The organism is Deltaproteobacteria bacterium, assembly GCA_019308905.1.
Classification (GTDB): Bacteria; Desulfobacterota; BSN033; order WVXP01; family WVXP01; genus JAFDHF01.
In genome coordinates, this window is the sequence record JAFDHF010000002.1 from 147208 (window position 1) to 168130 (window position 20923).

Sequence of the window (20923 nt, forward strand, 5' to 3'; positions counted from 1 at the left end):
ATGTCTGAACAGGTCTGTCTAATCAATCCCCCCTTCGGGGCCATCGAGCGACCGAGCGTGGGATTGGGACTGCTAAAGGCAAGCGCCTGCAAGGCCCGGGTGCCGTGCCGTGTCCTCTATGCCAACCTGGCTTTTGCCGAGCGAATCGGCCTCGACCTTTACTTCTGGTTTGCAAACACGGGCGAGTACATCGACCTCTTCGGCGAATGGGTTTTTGCGGGGGTCCTGTTTCCAGAGAACCATGAGGCCTCGGAGGGGTATATTCGACGCTTCGTGGCCGGCGGCTACACGGAGAGCACCTTCAAGGCCGTCCTGCCGGGCCGGGATCTCATGGAGACCCTCCAAGAAGCCCGACGGTGGGCGGAGGAATTCGTAGAAGCGTTTGCCCTGGCCGTCGTCGAGACCCGCCCATGCGTCGTGGGCTGCACGTCGTCCTTCCAGCAGAACTGCGCTGCACTGGCCCTTCTGAAACGGATCCGGGAACTCGATCCGGCCGTGGTGACCCTCTTGGGAGGCGCGAACTGCGAGGGGCCGATGGGTCGTGCGCTTCGTCGCGCATTCCCCTGGGTCGATTTCGTGGTATCAGGGGAAGCCGAGTCGATCTTCCCTGACTTGCTGCAGCAGATACTCGACCGCGGGAGGACGCTGGATGAGAACCTCTTGCCGGAGTGTGTGATCGGTTCGGCCCGTGCCGCGGCGCTGGAGCAGTCCGAAAAGGCACGAGCGGTGGTGTGGGACCTCGACACGACCGAACCGCCCGACTACGACGATTATTTTGACCAACTGACCCGCTCTCCCCTTGTTCACTCCATCCGCCCGGGGTTGCTGCTGGAGGCATCGAGGGGTTGCTGGTGGGGACAGAGGCACCGCTGCAGATTCTGCGGCTTGAACGGTGCGGGGCTCACCTACCGCTCCAAGTCGGTCGGCCGCATCTTGAGGGAAATAGACGATCTCTGTACCCGTTACGGGACTCCCCGGGTGGAGTTTGTCGACAACAACCTCGAACCCGGGCTCGTGGATGAGGTTTTCCCCCGCCTGGCCGACCGAAAGGACGGGATCTCTCTCTTCTTCGAGACCCGGGTCATGGCCAGACGCCAGATCGAATCCATGGCTCGAGGTGGTGTCCGATGGCTCCAGGTGGGTATCGAGAGCTTTCATCCGCGCCTGCTCTCTCTCATGAACAAGGGAACCACGGTCCTCCAAAATATCGAGGTCCTGCGCTGGGCTTACGAGCTCGGGATCCGAGTCAGCTACAACCTCCTCTATGGCTTCCCCGGCGAAGAAGACGAGTGGTACGTGGAGATGAGCCGCCTGCTTCCCCTGTTGGCCCATCTGGAGCCGCCTCGGAATCTCGTTCCCCTTCGTTACGATCGGTTCAGCGTCTACCACGAGAACCCCGAACCTTTCGGTCTCCGGCTCGCCCCGCGAGAGGCTTACCGGTTTGTGTACGCCCTGCCCGCTGACCTGATTGACGACATGGCATACTTCTTCGAGGACGTCGGCACAAAACGCCCCGGCGGCGAGCGGCCTGGTCTGGAAGCCGTCAAACAGGAGTGGCTCCGGTGGCGCAAGGCGTTCTGGACATCCGAACCCGGACGGGAGCGGGCGGTTCTCCACGTGCTGCCCTGCAGTGGGCGCCAAGAGAGCGTACTCTATGACACGCGGCCATGCGCCGTCGAGACTGGAACCATCCTGACCGCGCTCGAAAGCCTCGTGCTTCGCTTCTGTGATCGCGCCCGCCGACTCCCTGAGATCGAGACCCGTTGCATGAGGGGAGGAGCGAATCGCAGAGCGGACGTATCCCGAGCCCTTGGAGGCCTCGTGGAGCGGAAGGTCCTGGTCCACCAGAACGGGAGATTCCTCTCCCTCGCCGTCACTCCCCCCCGGCAGGTCATGCTCCAGACCAGGGACTTTCCCGGGGGATTCTACTATCCTGAGAAAAGAGCGACTCCTGCCGGGAAAACCGGTGCCTCCCCGGATGAGTGAAGAAAAGAACCATGGATCGGTCTCCCTTTGAGTTTCAGCTCTGCGGGTTCATATCATCGAGCACGATGTGCCGGTTCCGTTGGCCGGCAGGGAGCCTGCCGCCGGCCTCCGACGGGGCGGGGAAAGACGTCCGGTGGAATAACCGGGACGGGATTCGATAAGGAGGCCCTGTGGTTGGACCAAAGGCCGTAAATCCGTGCGACCTCGTCATGGTCTTCCCTCAAAACATCGGCCAGGGAAACCAGAGCTTCTTGTACAATCTCGGTGCCGGCTACGTATTGGCATACCTCAAGCAAAAGGGGGTCTCCGGCGTCCAATTCGTGCCCCAGGGGTACTTGAGTGTCGCCGAGGCGGCCGAACGGATCGTGGCTCTCCACCCCCGCGTGGTCGGATTCACAGTGTACTTCACCAACTTCGACACGTCCAGCCTGGTCGCCCGGGCCGTCAAGACCCGCTCGCCCGAAACAATCATCGTTTTCGGCGGTCCAACACCTACCACCATGGATGAGGATGTACTCCGACTGGCCCCTGCGGTCGATGTCTGTGTTCGAGGCGACGGCGAAGAGACCATGCTCGGGCTGATGGAGAGTCTTACCGAGCTCGGCTCTGGAAGGGACCGGTCCCTCCTGGAGGAGATCGAAGGAATCACGTTCCGGAGACGCACGGCTCTTGTTAGGACTCCGGATCGGGCTCGCGTACCAGGAGCCCGAGGTCTTCGCGATCCCCTGGATGCCTATCCTTCCCCCCATCTGGAACACCTAATCCCGTCCGAGGCCGCCCTGGGCCGGAACGGGACCGGAATCATCACCGCACGGGGGTGCAATCAGCATTGTACGTACTGTAACTGCGCGATCCTTTCCGGGCGCCGGGTCTATACACACTCCCTTGACCGGCTCATCGACGAAATCGGTTACATCTCGGGCACGCGGTCGGACGATCGGATCCTGGTCGTTCAGGACGACGCCTTTACCCTCCTTCGGTCGCGGGCCCGCCGGTTATGCGAACAACTCCTCAAACAAAAAGTCCGAGCCCGGCTGAGCTGCATTACCCGCTGTGATCTCGTCGACGCCGAGTTGCTCGACCTTATGCACGCCGCCGGTTTCGTTTCGATCGGGTTCGCCCTGGAGAGCGCTACGCCGCGCGTGCTGCGCGCCATTGGAAAGACCGGGCCGGCCGAGGACGACCCTACCGATTCACTCGAACGGGAGAGGTCCTTCATAGAGCGTTTCAAATGGGCGGTCTCATACTGCCGGAAGCGGGGCTTCGGAAGCGTGTTCGCCAGTATCATGGTAGGGCTGCCCCATGAAACGCCCCGGGAAGCGCAGGAGACGGTCCGAGTGGTCGAGAAACTCGATCTCGACTTCTACATGCACAACCCCCTCATCATCTTTCCCGGCACTCCGATCCACGCTCACCATGCAAGATACGGGTATCGGGTCGCATGTTCGCCAGGCTCCATGACGACCCACCACCCATTCAATGTCCTGCGGGAAGTCCCTCTTGGGCGTAAGGCCGACCGGTTGGCGGGTTCCATACGGGACAATCACCTCGTCTCGATTGCCCTGAGCCTTTCCCCTTTCCGGAATGGAACGAGTCGGGGCTTTGAGGGCCTGATTTTCGTCCGGGATGTATTGAGAAGGGAGGATGTGGACTGGTTGAAGGACGTGCTGGTTATCGACGGCCTCGTCGTCCAGATCTACTCCTGCCGGGATGCGGCCGAGACCTGGCGGAGACAGAATACAGACCTCATCAAGACCACGTTGAAACCGACCAAGCGCTGGTTTTCCTATGTTCCGGATCGGTCCGAATTCGGCCGTGAGGTTCTGCGCTTGCTCCGTGACTTCACGACCGTTGTAGACGTCGATCGAGCACTTTCGCTGAGCTTTGTGCCGACATCGAAGATGGACGCCGATCCACGCGAATACGGCGTAGCCAGCCCCTCATTGATGGTCTGCGTGGATCGGACCAGGGAAGACGGCCTGGCGCTGCACCGGTTCCTTTCGGAACTCACGGGCTCGGAGTCGCGTTCCCCCACCCCTACAGCTTTTCGCAGAGGCCCCATGCCGCGGTTCAGTACCCTCTGCCGGTGGACTCGGGACGCGGGCAACTGCCGATCGATGCGGTGGGCCATCGTCGACGCCTCGAACGGTGTCCGCCTGTGCTGGTCTGCTCTGCCCCTGGGGTCCGTGGGAGAGAGCTTTGCTCGCCTTCGTGCCAGGCACAGGAGTCGGACGGCCCGGCTTCGAGCCAGGCGCCGGTGCTCCACGTGCCCGGTCCGTGAGTCCTGTATCACCTGTGCGGCGACCTCCCCCTTTCCAGGGGACGAATACTGCCGGATTCGACGCAAGAGCCCGATACAAGGCTCCGCCGATTTCTTTTCGGCTCTCCTTGCCCTGAACGACACGGCATTCGGGGGTGGGGTATGATGAGCGATCCGGAGGCTTCGGCCTCGTGGCTCGTGGTTATACGATCTCGAAGGAGATCCTGGGAAGTCTCTGCCGCGAAAGTCAAAGGGCTTTCGAATAGGAGGCCCCGATTCATGCGTGCGAAGAGACTCGAGTCTCCTCGGTTGTTGACATGCAGGGCTGTTTCTTCTATCCTCGATACATGAGCAAGCGGGGCGGAGGTCTTTTCACCCCCATTACCTCTGGCGGGCCATCGGGTGGTAGGGGGCTTCGAGAACGAGCCTAATACGGCCTGCAGTACCGCAATATGCAAGGAAGGGAAAACCAGTGGAAATCAAATTGGCACTAGGAACCGACGACGGGATCAAATTCAGCGATGGACATTTCGGATCATCGAAGTATTTTCTGGTCTATGGACTGGATCTGGAAACAAATAGACTGAGATTCATAGAGAAATTGGACAACTCGTCCCCCGAAGAACGATCCCATGGAGATCCCAGAAAAGCAAAGAACATCTCGCAGTTGCTCAGGGGAGTATCCGTCCTGGTCGGTTTCAGGATGGGCCCTAACATCGTTAGGATTAGAAAGGGGTTCGTTCCTGTCATATCAAGGCAGAAGGATATCGAGACAGCCCTGGAAAAGATCAAGGGACTCGGCCGCCGAATAGAGGCGGAACTGGAAAAAGCACCTGGAACCGATAAGAAAATCCTCCACCTTGACTGAGAGAGGAATTCATCTCTGCACCGGATTCCGAAAGTCGCAAAACGCTTCTGATCCGTTCGGTCTTCTCTTCGTCCAAACCTTCCGGGTCTGTGAAATCGAGCCGTCTATCCTCGATCAGCCTGGCAAGAACCAAAACAAGCATCGGGTATGTGAAATCGTACTTCTGGTCGACTTCCTTCCTTTTGTCGGTCAGGAGTTCAGGCAGATCCCACGTACCGTCCGGTTTTCTGACCCGGTTCGCCCTGGCAAAAAGATCCCATTCCTTCCCGCACCACCGTCAGGAGAGTCTCCCCAAGAGACGTTTTCAAGAGAACCCCACCCGGCAAGGGCGCCCTCCCACCAGAAGGGTCGCCGCGGCTGGCTCGTTGCGCAGGTCCCCATCTGCCGAGTAGACCGCGGAACGGTAGCTCCTCGTCTGTGCCGGTCTGTCCACGAGATCACCCCAAAAGGTGTCGATCCCCTCTCCCGGTCGAAACGGCCCCATCCTCTCCTTGGAAGGGACCTCGTCCTCCCTTTCCTGACATGCAGAGACCAAATTTAAAAGAAAAAAACCGTCGCGGAGTTTCCTCAGTTTTCGGCCGAGGATTCTTGCAAGTATGTGACTTTGGAGTCTTTTTCTGTTTCGGCAGGACAACAGCCCTGTCCCCTCGCTTTGGAGTTCCGGCGTTACAATTCCGGGGCTTCCCATTCGTCAAACATCGGACAAAAAAACCGAAAAGAACTTGACAAGTACCAAAGAGGACTGTAGCATGCCGGCCAAAAAAAAGGAGGGGCATATGGAAGCTTTTCATATCATTGCCATCGTCTTTCTAGTTCTCTATTTCGCCTTTGTTATCGGACTAAGCCTTTACAGGCGGATGGTGAAGTCCGAGGTAGACTACTTTCTCGCCAGCCGGACATTCCCTGCATGGGTTCTCGCCGTCTCCTATGCGGCTTCGTGGTTCGGCGGGGCCTCGGCCATCATCTCCGCCGATAAGGCTTACAAAGGGGGACTCAGTGCCTACTTTGTGATGGGCGGACCGACCATCGTTTCGGGCATTGTCTTGTTGTTTCTGGCCCAGAGAATCAGGCTTTTCGGTCCCCTGTCTCAACCTGAGATCACCGAGGCGAGGTACAACAAGACTGCCAGAATCATCCAATCGGTTGTCATCTGGTGGTATATGACAACCTGGGCCGCATCACAGATGATCGGAGCCGCGGGCTTTGTCGGTGGGTTTTTCGGGATGAGCTATGCCGCGGCACTGTTTCTTATCGTTGTTGTGGTATGGTTCTACTGCATGTTCGGGGGGTTCAAGAGCGTTGTAACAACAGACCTTGGGCAATTCGCCTGGATAGTCGTTGCATTGGTGATCATTCTAATTGCGGCGATAGCCGGCTCTGGCGGCTTTGGTAATGTTTCAAAAGTCGTCGCACAGAAAGGGATGAAGGACTTCTACAATATCTTCGGGAACGCCAAGTACAGTCTCTTCTACATCATTTCATTTACATTTGCCTGGGTGATCTCGGCCGAAATCTGGCAGAGATTCTCGGCGGCCAGATCGGTGGAAGATGCGAAGAAGGCGTCACGAGGAGCGCTCTACATCAATATACCGCTGTATTGTTTTGCCATCATCATCGGAATGCTTGCAGTCGCCATGTTTCCGGAAAAACCGGAAGGCCATATCATGGTGGCGATCATAAAGGGCTATGTCCCTGCCTTTTTCGCAGGGATTGCCTTTGCCGGTCTTCTCGCGGCCCTTATGTCCACAATGGATACGGCGATCAATACCGGCTCCCTCATCCTCACGGAAGATCTCTATCACAGAGTTATGAATCCCGACGCTTCGGAGAAACAGCTCGTGATGTTTGCCAGAATAGCCGCAACGATCATGGCGGGCTGCGGAATCTTTGTCGCCCTGGCCATCAAGGACCTCCTATGGGTCCTGTGGATGGCAAGCGATATCCTGGCTGCAGGTGTCTTCTGGCCGCTGATCCTTGGAATGTACTGCAAATGGGGTACGACAAAGGGAGCCATCTCCAGCATGATTGTCGGAGGTATATACGTGGCCTGGAACTACCTGATCGATCTGGGAGTCGGACTCCCGAGCATCACCCCGGCTTGGCCTGGAAAGACATGGCCGTTTTCCATCTTCTGGGGGATCGTCCTCGGATTCGCCGTCTACCTGGTTGTGAGCCTTGCAACCCGATCTCCTGAAGAGACGGAGAAAGCAGAGAATTTTATGAAGAGATTTGCCGAGACAGAGGCCTAGATCACCACTTCCAAGCGCCTGGTGTGTAACGCTTCTCTGGGTTACACGCCAGGCACTCTTCCCCGAGAGCCCAGACCGACATGCACGCCCAGAGCTTTTCTCGAGTCGAGATAGCCGGCATCGGGATAGAGGTGGTATTCCAGGGGGGTCTGGCAGAGGGCCTCCATGGCTCTCGGGGAAGGCCCAATGGGATTCTCGTTGGAGGCCATCTTGATAACACTCGAAAGCCCCAGCTCCCGCTGGATCTCCTCCGCCGGCTTTCCCGGAACATAGGCCTTTACTCCTCTAATGCCGGGATTGAGAAGGGATTCAGGCCATTTCATCTCTCAGGTTACCCCGCAGATCTCTCGGAGGGTCGCCTCCAGCCCCCGAGATTTTTCTTGGGAATGTGAGTCCCAGGCTGCCCGCGATCCCCCACCGGGCAGCCCTGACGAATCACGAAGACCCCCGGAGGGAAGCCCCATCACCTCAAAGCATCCTCTCAATAAGGGAAGTCGATCCCCATTGCGGCCAGTTCTTGTTTTGCTCTTCTGTACATATCGAAGTGCTCCCGGGTGGGAAGAGCCGTGGCCACATCGTAGCATTGCTGGTATTCCTTGCCCATAGGAGCCGTGGCCGCACTGTCTTGGTATTTTTCCAAGAGCCGCAAGGCGAGTCGATTCGCCTCTTCTCTGGTCATCCCTTGCCGGGCAACTGCGTGGCCGACCTCCATGGCCAGTCGCGCCTCCATCGGGGTGGCCCTGTTCCGGTATTTGTTCCTGGCCGAGCCTATCCCCCACAGGTGCCACCCGCTTACTGTGCTGACCACGGCAAAACACGCTGCCTCGTAGAAGATCATCTCGGTCATGGGGCCTGCGTTCGTATAACCCGCCATCAGGTAAAGGAGCCCGCTGTTTCTCGCCATGGCTTGCCCGGCCACTGCGATCGACCACAGCAGCTCCCTGGTCGTGTTGCTCCCCCAGTTGAGATGAAATGGAAAGTGCAGATTGTAGATGGCGCCATGAATGCAGAGGCCGCTCAACGTATAGGCAACCGTCGCCACAGCAACCCCTTCAGACCCGCCGCACCAGCCGCCGTAGATGGGACCGCTGAGGTTTCCCACGTAGCAGCCGTATTGGTGGCAATGTACCACCCGGTTGAGCAGGGTGTCCGCTGTCTTGAACTCCGTCATGGTGCCGACCAGCCGGGAGTCCGTGGTCCGAACTCCCCACTCCTCGTTTGAGACCGCAATCTGGCCGCTGTCATGCTCGGCCGTTCCCACGGCCACCAGGAAGACCCCGGGACGCCCGACCTGCTTGGCGGCAAGCCGCAGGTTGTATATGTGCTGGGTGCATCCGTTGATCTCAAAAGGAGAGGCGGACCGAATCTTCAGCCCCATGGAATCTTCCAGGATAGGAGCACAGAAGCCCTCAAGCAGGGGTTCCTTCAGATACGCCAGGCACATGGAGTAGTGGAGCTCCTCCGAGCACGTCTGGTCCCCGCTGAAGAGGCAGAAGGGAGGCTCCCTGTCCTCCACCTGCCGGTGCTTCCACAGGACAGAGTCCTTGCCGGCCCCTACCCGGTAATAATCCCCGGCAACGCAGAGCGCTTCATCGATCTCCTCGTCAGAAACCGTGATGATCCGGTGGGTGTCCGTATTGTAGAGCCCCACCTCACGAAAGAGTTCCCATCCGGCCCGCCAGACCCTGTCGGCCAGTTCGTCGTCAGCAGGCACCGGTCTTTGAGGATCGTATTTCACCCCATATTTCTCGACGATTCTCTGGAGTGTGGGAGCAAATATCCTGCTCAGAAATTCCTCTTCATCGCATGGCGGACCGGTATTGGACCGCTCCTGAATCTCCCAAAGTCGATAAGGAACAGACATGACAAGATCCCCTCCCTGCTGTCAGACGCAAACCCCAGGTCCGGCCGGTCTTGGAAAGCACCGACCCACCCCTTCGGGCAAGAACGGCGGCCCGGAGAGTCCGCAGTCCTCGGTCCCGGGCATTTCCTTCCAGTGAAAGCCCTCGAGTTTCCTGCCCCTTGGAAGCCCGGCCATCCCCGAGCGGGATTGCGGAAACGGTTGAATACCGGGCGAATGTGAGCAGCAGGACAAACAAAAAAAACGCCCCTCACATTTCGAGTACCATGTCTTCCTTTTTCAGATCATCCCCTACGGCTCTCATCTGTTCTTGGATTTGGACGGCATTTTCGAGCCCCGGCTGATCTATCCTCGTTTCGGTCTCCCAGTTTGGAAGGCTCCGCTCCAGGGCCTTGCAGAAAAGATCCCTCCCCATCTTGAAGAGCCTCGCCCCGGGGGAGATACACTCCTCCGGGTTTTCCTTGATAAACCTGCTCGCTTTCCGATACCCCTCAAGGAGGTTCTTGACAAGGAGAGGACTCTCCCCGATGAGCCCTTCCCTCGCGAAGATGATGCCCCACTGGTATCTCGGGAAGTGGTCGCCCACACGGGTGAGAATCCTCAATATCTTCCTGTTCTCTCCCAGGGTCACCATTGGCTCCACAAAAAAGGCCGCATCGACCCTTTTTGAGGCGAGGTAGTCCAAATCCCCATAGGAGCTTCCAAGGGGGGTCAGAAGGACCTCCTTTTCGGGATCGATGGATTCCTTCTCAAGAATACGCCGGATAAAGTAGCTGTCGCAGCTTCCCGGGGAGAGAATGCCTATCCTCTTCCCCCTTAGGCCGGCGAGGGTCTCGATTTCGGGCAGGGCCACCAGGTAATGATCGAGTTTCTGTGTTACCGCGCTTCCTACGATTTTCGCCGGCAGCCCATCGTAGAAGGCTTTTATGAATGAGGGGGCACCCATGTTCCCTATCTGGACTCTCCCCTGCCTGACCGCACTGGCCAACTCGGGCCCGCCGTGAAAGTACCTGATCTCGAGATCGATCCCTCTCTCCGCGAAGAGGCCGCGCGACCTGCCGACATAAAGGGGGAAAAGGTTGATCCAAAAGGAAGGAGCCCCCCACACGACCCTCTGTCTTGAGATTCCACCCTTCATTTCTCAATCCTCCCCCGCGGGTTTCCCCGCGGTCGGCGCCGATGCCGGCCTCGCAGTGAAAAGGACGCATCGGGGCCGGCTTCCAGCCATCCGGCCATAAAGCCGCCGGACAGATCCGTGATTCTTTCAGTATTCTTCCACCAGTCTGTCGATCCTGGAGGCTATCTCTCTCTCGATAGGCACGGATTCGCGTTTCTTGAGAATGCCCAGGACCCTCTCGCGGGCCCTCTGCTCAAGGGAGAGAGACCCCGATGCCTTCCACTCGTCGTAACCGTCCCGGCTGATCAGTCCGGGACGCCACTGGGTCTCGCGAAGGTGGGCAAGGGTATGGTCTGCCGTCAGGAAGTGGCCTCCCGGCCCGACGCTCTCGATGACCGGCAGCGCCAGGGTCTCCTCACTCACCGGAATACCCTGAAGGAGTCTCTTTGTCTGGGCAATAAACTCATCGATGATGACCATCATCTCCAGGCTCCCGGTCTTACCGAAATCGAGGTATCCCACATCGTGGTTCAGGTTTGCACCCGCCATCCCGGAAAGGAAGGTCAGGAGCCCGCCTTCGAAACAGGCCTGACCGTCCGGGATCTGAGAATCGCTCGTACCGGCTATCCCCCAGCTCGGAAGGTCATAGAAATGACACATCTCTATGTCGGCCAGGTATGCGAGGTATATCTCCGGCGCATTGTACGAACACTCGCCCGTGACCATGTCGAGCGAAGATGGACCGAGGCCGAAGACCACGGGGGCCCCCTCTCTTTTGAGTTGGGCTATCACCAGGCCGCAGAGACTCTCTGCAAGTCCCTGGGCTACATGTCCGGCAATGGTGATGGGAGAGGTGGAACCTATTATTGGAGCCGGCGAGTATATGACAGGGATTCCCTTTTCCACGCAGAAGAGGAGCTCGTCCAGAGCCTCGAAGGTCTGCCTAAGCGGGCTGATGGGTTCTGCATAATGGATGAAATAGGGCCTCTGTCTCAGGCCGGCTTCACCACCTCTCAGGGTCTTGGCGATCTCCCACATGACCCTCAGATCCGCCCTGCCCTCGGCAGTCGAGACGAGGGGCTTCCGGGAGCTCTCGGCCATGGCCTGGAAGCTGCAGAGATAGGCCCTACGCGGCTCGACATCCGAAGGGTGGGCCGAAGACATGATGAAATCAATGTTGGGAAGACTGTCGCAAAGCCCTGCAGCAAGGCGGACGTCCTTTACCGTGCTCAACCGGCGTTGCTGTGTCTCTATGTCTATCGTGTAGAGAAGATCCGAGCCCGATCCGAAGTAGATACGGTACCCTCCGAGATTCATGGCCGGTCTTGCTTCCCTGTCGAATATCTCGATCTGCCGGGGAGCCTTTCTGATGGCCTCCTCCACCACCGTGCCTGGGATACGAACCATATTCCCCCCTCCGACCTGGCACCCGGCATCTTTCAACAGGTGGAGGGCCTCTTCGTGGCGAATCTCCATCCCTATCTCTTCCAAAATCCGGAGGGCCGCCCCGTGTATCTTCCGCTTCTCCTCGTCGGAGAGAAAAGACATCCGGGGTCTCATCGAGAATGCGTCTGGCTTCATGATTTCTTTCCTTTCCCCCTTGTTCGTGCCACGAACACGAGAAACGAAACACGGAAACGACCTCGCCGAGATTCTGCATCAGGGGTTCCGGCAACCTCTCCTGGATCCCTACGGGAAGATCTTACCTGGGTTGAGGATACCTCTGGGGTCGAAGAGGTCCTTTATTCTCTTCATAACCTTCACGGCCTCTCCATGCTCCTGAACCATGTACTTCCTCTTGCCGATACCCACCCCGTGCTCGGCCGTGGCGGTCCCCCCCACGGAGATTGCATAGACAACGATCTTCTCTTGGGCCTCCGTCATCTTCCCGGCACACTCCGGGTCGTCCATCCTGCCGAATATGTCAAGATGTAGATTGCCGTCCCCCGCGTGAGCCCAAATATAGGATATCAGCCCGTAGCCTGCCACCGTCTCGTTGGCGTATTCCACCAGATCCGGAAACCTGGAGAGCGGAACCCCGGCATCGATGTAGAGAACATCGAGATCTGGATGGCGTCTCTCTATCGCCTCTGAGGCCTCGTGCCGGGCCTTCCAGAGACGGTTCCTCTCCTCCCTTCCCACGCCCGATTCAAAACCGATACACCCACGGGCCTCACAGATCTCCCTGGTCAGTTTCAGATCCCGCTCCAGGCCGATCCGGCTGGCGCCGGAAAACTCCAGAAACAGGGTGGGCTTTTCGGCCAGATCGAGCTTCCCTTCCTCGTTCATGGCCCGCACGGTCCCCGAGTCGAGAAGTTCGAGGGCACCGGGTATCAGCCCCGAACCCATGATCTCGTATACCGCATTGCTCGCATCCTTGACGGATTCGAAGATCGCGACGGCAGCGCTGTAGTTCTCCGGGATTCCCACGAGGCGGAGGGTGATCTCGGTGATGATCCCCAGGGTTCCTTCGGATCCCGTAATCAACCTGACCAGATCGTATCCAGAAGAAGTCTTGGGGGACCGAGAGCCTGTATGGAAGACCTCGCCCGTGGGAAGTACCACCACCAGCCTGAGCACGTTGTCCCTCGTGGATCCGTACTTCACCGTCCTCACCCCGGAGGCATTGTTGGCCACCATCCCCCCGATCGTCGCGTTTGCCCCGGGATCCGGGGCAAAAAAAAGCCCGTGCCTGGCCAGAGTCTGATTCATGTCTTTGTATCTCACTCCTGGCTCAACATCTACCTGAAAGTCCTCTGCCCGGACGGACAGGATCTTATCCATGAACTCGAAATCGAGCACAATGCCCCCTTCCACGGGGATGGCGTTCCCTTCCAAACCGGTCCCTGCTCCCCACGGTGTGACCGGGATCATCCGCTGGTTGGCCATCTTGAGGACTTCGCTCACCTCCTCTGTAGATTCCGGCCACACCACCAGATCGGGTCGGACTCCCCTGTGAGGGGACTGGTCTCTGGCATGGAGATTGAGAATCGATTCTCCCTTGGAGACCCGTTCCGCCCCCAAAAAAGACTCGAGCTTTCTCACATCATCCGAGGTAACACGATTGAACCCCATTCCGCCTCCCCTCGTTCTTCCCAAGCCGGTCCGCACTCGATCCCGCCATCCCTGTCCAGATGCCGCCCTGCACAATATCTCATTCACCGGCCCAACAAATCAAGGCTTCCCTCATTCGGGGAAACCCTGGCCAAAAAAACCTTCAACACCGGTGCGGTTGGTGGTATACTGGTCGGCACTTGAAAACGGCCGCGGACCGAAGGCCTTGAAGCTTCCGGGGGCGGTCCCTTGGGAGCAGCCGACGCCTCCGAAAAGGTGAGTCCCGGTCGCGGGGGCCACCCGGTCGAGTTTAGAGATGGAGCCGAGAGAGGCTCAGAAGGGACGAGAATTCCCTTCGTAGACCCGAATACGATGAAGATGAAAAGGAGAGGGACGAGCATTACCTCGGTGCAACCCGTTTCACATAGCTGCCACGTACTGGTCCTGGGGGGAGGCCTTGCCGGGTGCATGGCGGCAATCCGGGCCGCTGAACTGGACGATCAGGTCATCCTCCTGGACAAATCAAACCCGGAGCGGTCGGGGTGTGCAGCCACGGGGATCGATCATATCTGGGCCTATTTCCCGGAGATCCAGGAGGCAGAGGGCGTAAGCCTCGATGATCTGGTGCAGGATCACGTCGAAAACATCGCAAAGGGACTCATCAATCGAAAAATACTCCACTACATCGCCGAGACGAGTCTGGACCGGATTCTAGACCTGGAACGGTTCGGGGCGAGAATCCGTTACGACGATTCCACACTTCCGGGGAGGTTCCGGCTCCAGTATCAGCTCCATCGGTGTCGTAACACCCTCCATTTCGACGGAAGAGACGTAAAAAGGCTCCTCGTCCGAGCCGCACGTGCCAGGGGGGTCGAGATACTCGGACGGATCATGGTGGCGGACCTTCTCATCAGGGACGGCCAGATCGCCGGCGCCGTCGGCTATGGCACCCGAGACGGGCGCCTCCATCTGTTCCGGTCAAAGGCCGTCGTAATGGCCACCGGACGGCCCAACCGCCTCTACAAGACCGAAACCGGCCTTGCCTTCAACACCCGCATGCCTCCGGCCCTTACCGGAGACGGGAAAGCGGCCATGTTTAGGGCAGGGGCCGAGATCATCAACATGGAGTTCGTCTCCATTCCGGGACGCTGGTCTTCCAAGAATCTCGTCCGGGGCGGGGGTCTCCCGGGGGGGTCCTACCAGCCTCCTGGAATCGGCCTCAACGCCTTCGGCGAAGTCATCAGACCTCGAAACCACGAGCTGGAGAGTTACGGGGAGAAGTGGCAGGGCACCTCGACCGGGACGGGGACGGGAAGGACCTTTATGTCTGAACTCAAGGCAGGAAGGGGGCCCATATTTGCCGACATGTCCTGGGGAAGCGAGGCCGATCAGGAGTACATGCGCTGGGCCCTCTCCAATGAGGGGTCCGGATCGGCTTTGCTCCACCTGATGGACCGGTACAACCTCGATTTCCGCCGCCACAAGATAGAGATCTCGCCCCTCGAGCCCGAACACTCGGCAGCCGCAGCAGGAGGACCCATCATCGATTCCAACTGCCAGACCACACTGCCCGGTCTCTTTGCAGCCGGAGACGAGGCGGGTGGAATACCCCAAAGCGTGGTACCAGGGGCGTTGACCATGGGTTATTTGGCAGGCGAATCGGCGGCCCGGTTCGCCCGTAAGATCAGAACCATGCCCGACGGGGACGGAGCGGACCTCGTCTCGGACTTCTGCAGACAGATCATCAGCCGGAAGAGAGGGGACTCGTGGGAGGATGCCCAGGCCGCCCTCCAGAACGTCATGAGCTACTACAACTGCGAGATCAAGTCAGAGACCATGGCGAGACGGGGACTCGAGAATCTCTCTTACCTGAAGGACGCCATGCGGTTGGTGGCTCGGAATCCCCACGAGATGGCACACTGTCTGGAGGTGAGAAACCTGATCGAGTGCGCCGAGATGATCTTGCGGGCGACGATCGAGCGCAGGGAGAGCCGTTATGGCCTTTTGAGGCGGGCCGACTTCCCGGAAAGGGACGATGAGAACTTCTTCTGCTTCCTGGCACAGCGTAAGGAGAAGGGGAGAGTCGTCTTCGAGAAGCGGTTTCCCGAAGCATGAAGGGGGAACCCATCGCAATTTCGATTGACAATTCCCGAGGCATCCTGTTAACCTGACCCTGTATGCGAGGAAAAGGGGTGACATGATTTCTACTGGGAGGAAGGGGGTGGTAGAGAGCGACTGTTTGCTTGAGTCTTCGTTTATCCTGGTGGTTTTCCCGGCAATAGGCAGGGCTGGGTTGCCGAGTTCGACCGGCAGAGAACCATGGCAGCACGTGAAAGGAGGAAAAACATGAAGGTGCGTTCGTTCTTGTTCGGGGCCATCGTCGTGGCCCTGGTCGTTGCAATGCCTGCGGGGACGGTCCTGGCGGGTAAGATACAGAGGGCTTTGATCAAGGAGAGCACCCTGGAACAGATCATGAGGCGCGGGACCTTGCGTGTGGGATTCTCTACTTTCATCCCATGGGCCATGAAGAACAAGAAAGGCGAATTCATCGGAAACGAGATCGATGTTGCCAGAAAACTCGCAGAGGACATGGGTGTGAAGGTCGAGTTTGTCAATACAAAATGGTCCGGCATCATCCCGGCCCTCCTCACCGGCAAGTTCGACATCATCATAGGCGGTATGGCGATGACCCCTCAGCGGAATCTCAAGGTGAACTTCACCATTCCTTACTACTACGCCGGAGGGGCACTCGTCGCGAACAGAAAGCTCTGCGAACCCTTTCATCCTACAAAACTCGAGGATTTCAACCGGCCTGAAGTGATCTTTGCCGAGAGGATGGGTGCAACCCCTGTCGAGTTCATCCAACAAAACCTGCCAAAGGCCCAGATACGGCTGTTCGATGACCAGGCTCCGGCCTATCAGGAATTGCGCAACGGCAAGGCCTACGCGATCATCGGGGACGCTCCGAGGCCGTTCTTCGAGGCTCTCGACTATCCCGATCTGCTCTACCTGCCCCTGGGGAAGCAGAAGGTCTACGAGTTGGCGATAAGCTTTGCCTTGAGAAAGGGTGATCTCGACTGGCTCAACTATCTGAACAACTGGATCACCTACCGGCGGACCGACGGCTGGATACAGAAACGATACGACTACTGGTTTACCACCAAGGAGTGGGAAGACCAGATCAAGTAACCGTAGGGTTCTTTCCGTGGCGGCTGGGGCATGACAAATCGCCCCAGCCGCCCGGACTCTCTCCTCGTCCCCTCACGCCAGGCTTCTTCTCATGTGGACCTCGAGGCGGGCTACGGCCAGGGAGAGAAGGAGACACACCACGAGGTACATCCCCGCAATGGTCAGCCAGACCTCAAAGGTGAGGAGCGATGCGGCCATCAACTCCATGCCCTGGAAGGTCAGCTCCTGAATGGAGATGACCGAGACGATGGATGAGTTCTTGATGGTATTGATGAATTCCCCGGCCATGGGCGGCAGGATCCTCTGCACCGCCTGGGGTAGGACGACATGGCGCATCTGCTGCCACCAGGACAGTCCGAGGGCATAGGAGGCCTCCCATTGCCCCCTCTCGATCGACTGGATCCCCCCTCTCACGATTTCGGTGATATAAGCGCCCTCAAAAAGGCCGATAGTGATCACCGCCGAGAGAAAAGTGGAGAAGAGCTCCGGCCGGGTGGAAAAAAAAGCGAGAATCTCCTGAAATCTCTCGGACCGGGACCTGATGAAGTCATCCACACCGAGAACGGGCATGATCTGGTCGCTGAGGAAAAAGTAGAAGATAAAAACAAGCACTAGAGGCGGGATATTGCGGATCAGTTCCACATAGGTCCGCCCGATGAGTCGCTTGAAAAGGCTGCTGCTGACCCTGAACATGCCCATGATCGATCCCACGATCGTGGCGAACAGAATCGACCAGACGCTCAAGGCGAGGGTCGTCTTGAGCCCCTCCATCAAGAGGTTCATCACCCACCTGTGTTTCTCCTCGTCATAGCGGAACAGATACTGGGGAATGACACCCCAATTCCAGTGGTAGTTGAGCCCCACCCTGATCCTATAGAAAACGTAGACCCCCGCCCCGAGAAGGATAAGGGCGATGGCGATGTCGAGCACCGTGATTCTTGTCTTCTTCTTTCTCAAGGGGAACCCCTAGTAGTCGGGCCCTTTAAGGCATGGCCGACACGTTGGAAAGGCCCTCTGATATCAGAGAATCTGGCTCAGAAAGAGCTTTGTCCGCTCCTCCCTCGGAGCGGTAAAGAAGTGCTCCGCCGTCCCCTCTTCGACGATCCGCCCGTCCTCCATGAAAATCACCCTGTCGCTTACCTCCCGGGCAAACCCCATCTCGTGCGTCACCGCGATCATGGTCATCCCTTCCCGGGCCAGATTTTTCATCACCTCGAGAACTTCCCCGATCATCTCGGGATCGAGGGCGCTTGTGGCCTCATCGAAGAGCATCACCTTGGGTTTCATCGCCAAGGCCCGGGCAATGGCGACCCGCTGCTGCTGACCGCCGCTGAGCTGGCCCGGGTAGCTGTCGGCCTTCTCCGAGATGTTGACCTTGCGGAGGAGGTCCATGGTCATCTCCGTGGCCTCTTCCTTTGTCTTCTTCCGGACCAGCCGCTGGGCGAGATTGACATTCTCGAGCACCGTCAGATGGGGAAAGAGATTGAAGAGCTGAAAGACCATGCCCACCTCTTTCCTGATCTCGAGGCGGTGCTTCTTGTCGTCGTCGAGGGGTATGCCGTCAATGACGACCGAGCCGCTGTCGATCTCTTCAAGGCCGTTGAGACATCGGAGAAAGGTCGATTTCCCCGAACCCGAAGGACCGCAGATCACCAGCACCTCACTGCGGCGGATACGGGTAGAGAAATCGCGGACCGCATGAACTCCATTGGGAAAGGTCTTGTTGATCCTGTCGACCTCGATAATGTACTCACCTGAGCCTTCCATGCCCATGGCTGATCTCCTTGCGCTATCCCCACTCCGCGGCCGTTTTCGGTAGCCGCTAGGTGTAGATTTTCATTCGGTTCTCCATGACATTGACGACTACAGAGAGCGTCGCCGTGAGTAAGAGATAGATGGCAGCGATGGTAAAATACATCTCAAAGGTCAGAAAGGTTTGAGCCACTATCGCGCTTGCCTGCATGGTCATTTCGTAGACGGCGATGGTACTGACCAGGGCCGAGTCCTTGATCAGAGAAATAGCCTGACTCGTCAGAGGCGGAAGGACCCGCCGGATCGCCTGGGGCAGGACAATATGACGGTAAGTCTGTAGGGTGCTCAACCCCAGACTGTGAGAAGCCTCCCACTGGCCCTTGTGGATGGAAACGATCCCGGCCCGGAAGATCTCGGACGCATAGGCGCCCTCGAATATGCTCAGTGCCAGGACCGCCGAAGTCATACGTTCCAGGTCGAATATCGGCCCCAGAACGAAATAGATGAAAAAAAGCAACACCAGCATCGGCGAGTTTCGGACGGTCTCGAGGTACACCCGAGCCACCACCCGAGCCATGAAGGAGTTGGACAGCCGGAACAGGGCCGTCAGCAACCCAAAGACAAAGGCCAGAATCAGGCTCATCCAGACGATGTTCAGCGTAACGGCCAGCCCCTTGAGAATCGGCCCGGCCACAAGGTGCCCGTTTTGAAAGGAGAGCACGTAATGAGGAACGCGATACCACTGCCAGAAGTAACCGAGTCTCTCGGTTCCCCGCGCCAGCAGCCATGCGATCGCCAGTATCACCAGAGCGAACTTGACCACTGCGAGCACGTTTGAACGCGTCGTCTTCGACCGGATTCGCTTCTTACCCTCGACGTCCATGTACTTGCTTCTCAGGATACAGCCCGGGCCAGGGCCGAGACGAGCGCCTTCCAGACTACCTGGAAGACGATCCGGGCTGGAAGAGTTCGATGGTGATGTCATCCGGGCCCTTGAAAAAGGCTATTTTCCCGTCTCCGGCACTCACAGGAGGAACGGTAAAGGCAAATCCCGCCCCTTCCACCTCTCGGCACGCTGCATCCAGGTCATCCACCTCGAAGCCCAAGTGATCGTACCCGTATCGCTTCCCGGTTCCAGCGTCGGTAATCGTTTCTCCCTCCTGCGCTTCCCGCAGATAGATCGGTGCGCCGTGGAGATCGAGGATCGCGCCCCCTGCGGTTCCGAATCTCTGCCTCCTGACAAGCCTTGCCCCCAGGACATCCGCGAAGAACCTCTCGGTCCGTTCAAGATCGCTGCAGATCAGATGGAAATGATCGAACCTGTAAGCCGTCATGGGTCTCCTCCTGGAAATCCGTCCCCATGGGAAATCGCGTGCCGGATTGTTTCACCCCCGGGGCGGATGTTTCTCGAAGACGATCTTCCCCCCCACGAGCCTCTGGCCGAGGAAACAGAAAAAATTCTCGTCGTCCTTTTCCGGGTAGTCGAGCCTTATCAGTTGGGGGAAGCGGGTCTCACGCCGCTCGATCGTGGCCCGGAGAATCATCTCCGCGCACTCTGTGAGGTTTCTCACCTCCAGGCAATGGGTCATCTGGTGGGGGTTCGAAGCCCGGAGCCGCATGGCCCTCCTCAGATAGGCGAGGTTCTCGAGTCCCCGTTTTGCCATGGTTTCAGACTTGGTCTCCAGGTTGTAATAGCTCATCGTATTCTGAAGCGCAGCCTGTGCATCCTCCCAGGGATCACCCTTGACTCGCTCCATGATTTCCAGGCAGAATTCCAGGACCTCCTCCTCGCCCTTTCCCTCGGGGACTTGCCTGATCCTCCTCACAAACCCCGCTGCGGATTCGGCCGCCAAGTACCCCATGGTGAAGGCCCCCGGCGCCACACTCCCCGGGATTCCGCCCGCTTCGTCCCCTGCCGCGTAGAGTCCCGGTATGGTGGTCTGGCAGGTTCCATCAACGAGAGGGCCGCAGGCAGAGCCGCTCGAGTGTTCAGGCTCGTTTGGAAAGAGTTCTATCTTGTGGCGGCGCCAGTCGAGTCCGTACTGCTCCATTACGTGGAGAAAGGCCGATCCGCCGCCTTCATTGGAGATAGCCCACTTCATGTACTCCTGATCCTCGTCGCTTCCCCACGACATGTCTGCAAAGACCGGCCCTCTACCCGCCTTCAACTCGGAGAGCCAGGTTTTGCCCGTTCCGGTGGGAGTACCCAGCCCCTGCCACTTTGCCTGCAGCTCGTGATTCCGGGGTTTGATAACCTCTCCCAGGGCATTGACGCCGATGCCGGGAGGTTGATAACTGCCCCCTGGAAGCCCTCCCCCCCGTACGAAAGCCGGGCACATGAAGGCCATACCAGGAGGAGCAGAAAACTCCATGTTGATGATCTCGGCTCCTGCCCGAAACATTGCCGCTTTCCCGTCGCCGGTCAGGGTCGGAGGCATGCGGGTGTTGAAAATCAGTCCGGACCTGGTCTTGTAGAGGCGCTGCGGCCGCCCTGTCGCCATTATGACCGCCTTGGAGCGAAAACGATGGATGCATCCGTCCCTGGTGCCGTAGCCCACGGCCCCGGCGATCTGGCCGTGATCGAGCA

17 protein-coding genes and 1 pseudogene are annotated in these 20923 nt (G+C 58.4%); 6 read left to right on the top strand and 12 right to left on the bottom strand.

The window, feature by feature from the left end; genetic code table 11:
* The 3 genes from JRJ26_01675 to JRJ26_01685 all read left to right on the top strand — a co-directional run bounded on the left by JRJ26_01675 (position 1) and on the right by JRJ26_01685 (position 5114).
* Positions 1-1986 carry a RiPP maturation radical SAM C-methyltransferase gene (locus tag JRJ26_01675; GenBank protein ID MBW2056184.1) on the top strand — a complete coding sequence of 662 codons (1986 nt, stop codon included), beginning with the start codon at positions 1-3 and terminating at the stop codon, positions 1984-1986.
* Positions 1987-2156: 170 nt separating this feature from the next.
* Positions 2157-4412 (top strand): B12-binding domain-containing radical SAM protein, encoded by a 2256-nt coding sequence (locus tag JRJ26_01680; GenBank protein MBW2056185.1) that lies wholly within the window; start codon positions 2157-2159, stop codon positions 4410-4412.
* A 264-nt stretch (positions 4413-4676) separates the two neighbouring features.
* Positions 4677-5114: a NifB/NifX family molybdenum-iron cluster-binding protein gene (locus tag JRJ26_01685; protein MBW2056186.1), complete on the top strand. Its 438-nt coding sequence runs from the start codon at positions 4677-4679 to the stop codon at positions 5112-5114.
* Here JRJ26_01685 and JRJ26_01690 read toward each other — a convergent pair.
* Positions 5035-5319, bottom strand: a complete 285-nt coding sequence (locus JRJ26_01690; GenBank protein ID MBW2056187.1) for a hypothetical protein — start codon at positions 5317-5319, stop codon at positions 5035-5037. The genes JRJ26_01685 and JRJ26_01690 overlap by 80 nt on opposite strands.
* Before the next feature lie 99 nt (positions 5320-5418).
* Positions 5419-5598, bottom strand: coding sequence for a hypothetical protein (locus JRJ26_01695; GenBank protein ID MBW2056188.1), 180 nt, complete (start codon positions 5596-5598; stop codon positions 5419-5421).
* A gap of 292 nt (positions 5599-5890) precedes the next feature.
* Between JRJ26_01695 and JRJ26_01700 the strand changes: the two genes are divergently transcribed.
* Positions 5891-7363, top strand: coding sequence for a sodium:solute symporter family protein (locus tag JRJ26_01700; protein MBW2056189.1), 1473 nt, complete (start codon positions 5891-5893; stop codon positions 7361-7363).
* Positions 7364-7521: 158 nt separating this feature from the next.
* Here the strand turns inward: JRJ26_01700 and JRJ26_01705 are convergent.
* The 5 genes and pseudogenes from JRJ26_01705 to JRJ26_01725 form a co-directional block, all read right to left on the bottom strand.
* Positions 7522-7686, bottom strand: a pseudogene (locus tag JRJ26_01705) (histidinol-phosphate transaminase).
* A 158-nt stretch (positions 7687-7844) separates the two neighbouring features.
* On the bottom strand, positions 7845-9227 hold the full coding sequence (locus tag JRJ26_01710; GenBank protein ID MBW2056190.1) for a monomethylamine:corrinoid methyltransferase: 1383 nt from the start codon (positions 9225-9227) through the stop codon (positions 7845-7847).
* A gap of 247 nt (positions 9228-9474) precedes the next feature.
* Positions 9475-10362, bottom strand: coding sequence for an ABC transporter substrate-binding protein (locus JRJ26_01715; protein ID MBW2056191.1), 888 nt, complete (start codon positions 10360-10362; stop codon positions 9475-9477).
* 126 nt (positions 10363-10488) lie between these two features.
* Positions 10489-11922 (bottom strand): trimethylamine methyltransferase family protein, encoded by a 1434-nt coding sequence (locus tag JRJ26_01720; protein MBW2056192.1) that lies wholly within the window; start codon positions 11920-11922, stop codon positions 10489-10491.
* Between the two features lie 108 nt (positions 11923-12030).
* Positions 12031-13416 (bottom strand): FAD-binding oxidoreductase, encoded by a 1386-nt coding sequence (locus JRJ26_01725; protein MBW2056193.1) that lies wholly within the window; start codon positions 13414-13416, stop codon positions 12031-12033.
* A gap of 357 nt (positions 13417-13773) precedes the next feature.
* Between JRJ26_01725 and JRJ26_01730 the strand changes: the two genes are divergently transcribed.
* On the top strand, positions 13774-15510 hold the full coding sequence (locus JRJ26_01730; protein ID MBW2056194.1) for an FAD-dependent oxidoreductase: 1737 nt from the start codon (positions 13774-13776) through the stop codon (positions 15508-15510).
* Between the two features lie 231 nt (positions 15511-15741).
* Positions 15742-16584, top strand: a complete 843-nt coding sequence (locus tag JRJ26_01735) for a transporter substrate-binding domain-containing protein (GenBank protein MBW2056195.1) — start codon at positions 15742-15744, stop codon at positions 16582-16584.
* Positions 16585-16656: 72 nt separating this feature from the next.
* On the opposite strand, the gene JRJ26_01740 is transcribed toward JRJ26_01735, so the two are convergent.
* From JRJ26_01740 to JRJ26_01760, 5 genes are all read right to left on the bottom strand, one after another.
* Positions 16657-17541, bottom strand: coding sequence for an amino acid ABC transporter permease (locus JRJ26_01740; GenBank protein ID MBW2056196.1), 885 nt, complete (start codon positions 17539-17541; stop codon positions 16657-16659).
* A gap of 63 nt (positions 17542-17604) precedes the next feature.
* Complete coding sequence (locus JRJ26_01745; GenBank protein MBW2056197.1) at positions 17605-18357, bottom strand: amino acid ABC transporter ATP-binding protein; 753 nt, start codon at positions 18355-18357, stop codon at positions 17605-17607.
* A gap of 49 nt (positions 18358-18406) precedes the next feature.
* Entirely contained in the window at positions 18407-19219 is an 813-nt protein-coding gene (locus tag JRJ26_01750; GenBank protein MBW2056198.1) for an amino acid ABC transporter permease, read from the bottom strand.
* A gap of 55 nt (positions 19220-19274) precedes the next feature.
* Positions 19275-19670: a VOC family protein gene (locus JRJ26_01755; protein MBW2056199.1), complete on the bottom strand. Its 396-nt coding sequence runs from the start codon at positions 19668-19670 to the stop codon at positions 19275-19277.
* Between the two features lie 51 nt (positions 19671-19721).
* A partial coding sequence (locus JRJ26_01760) for an FAD-binding protein (protein ID MBW2056200.1) occupies positions 19722-20923 on the bottom strand: 1202 nt, incomplete at its 5' end.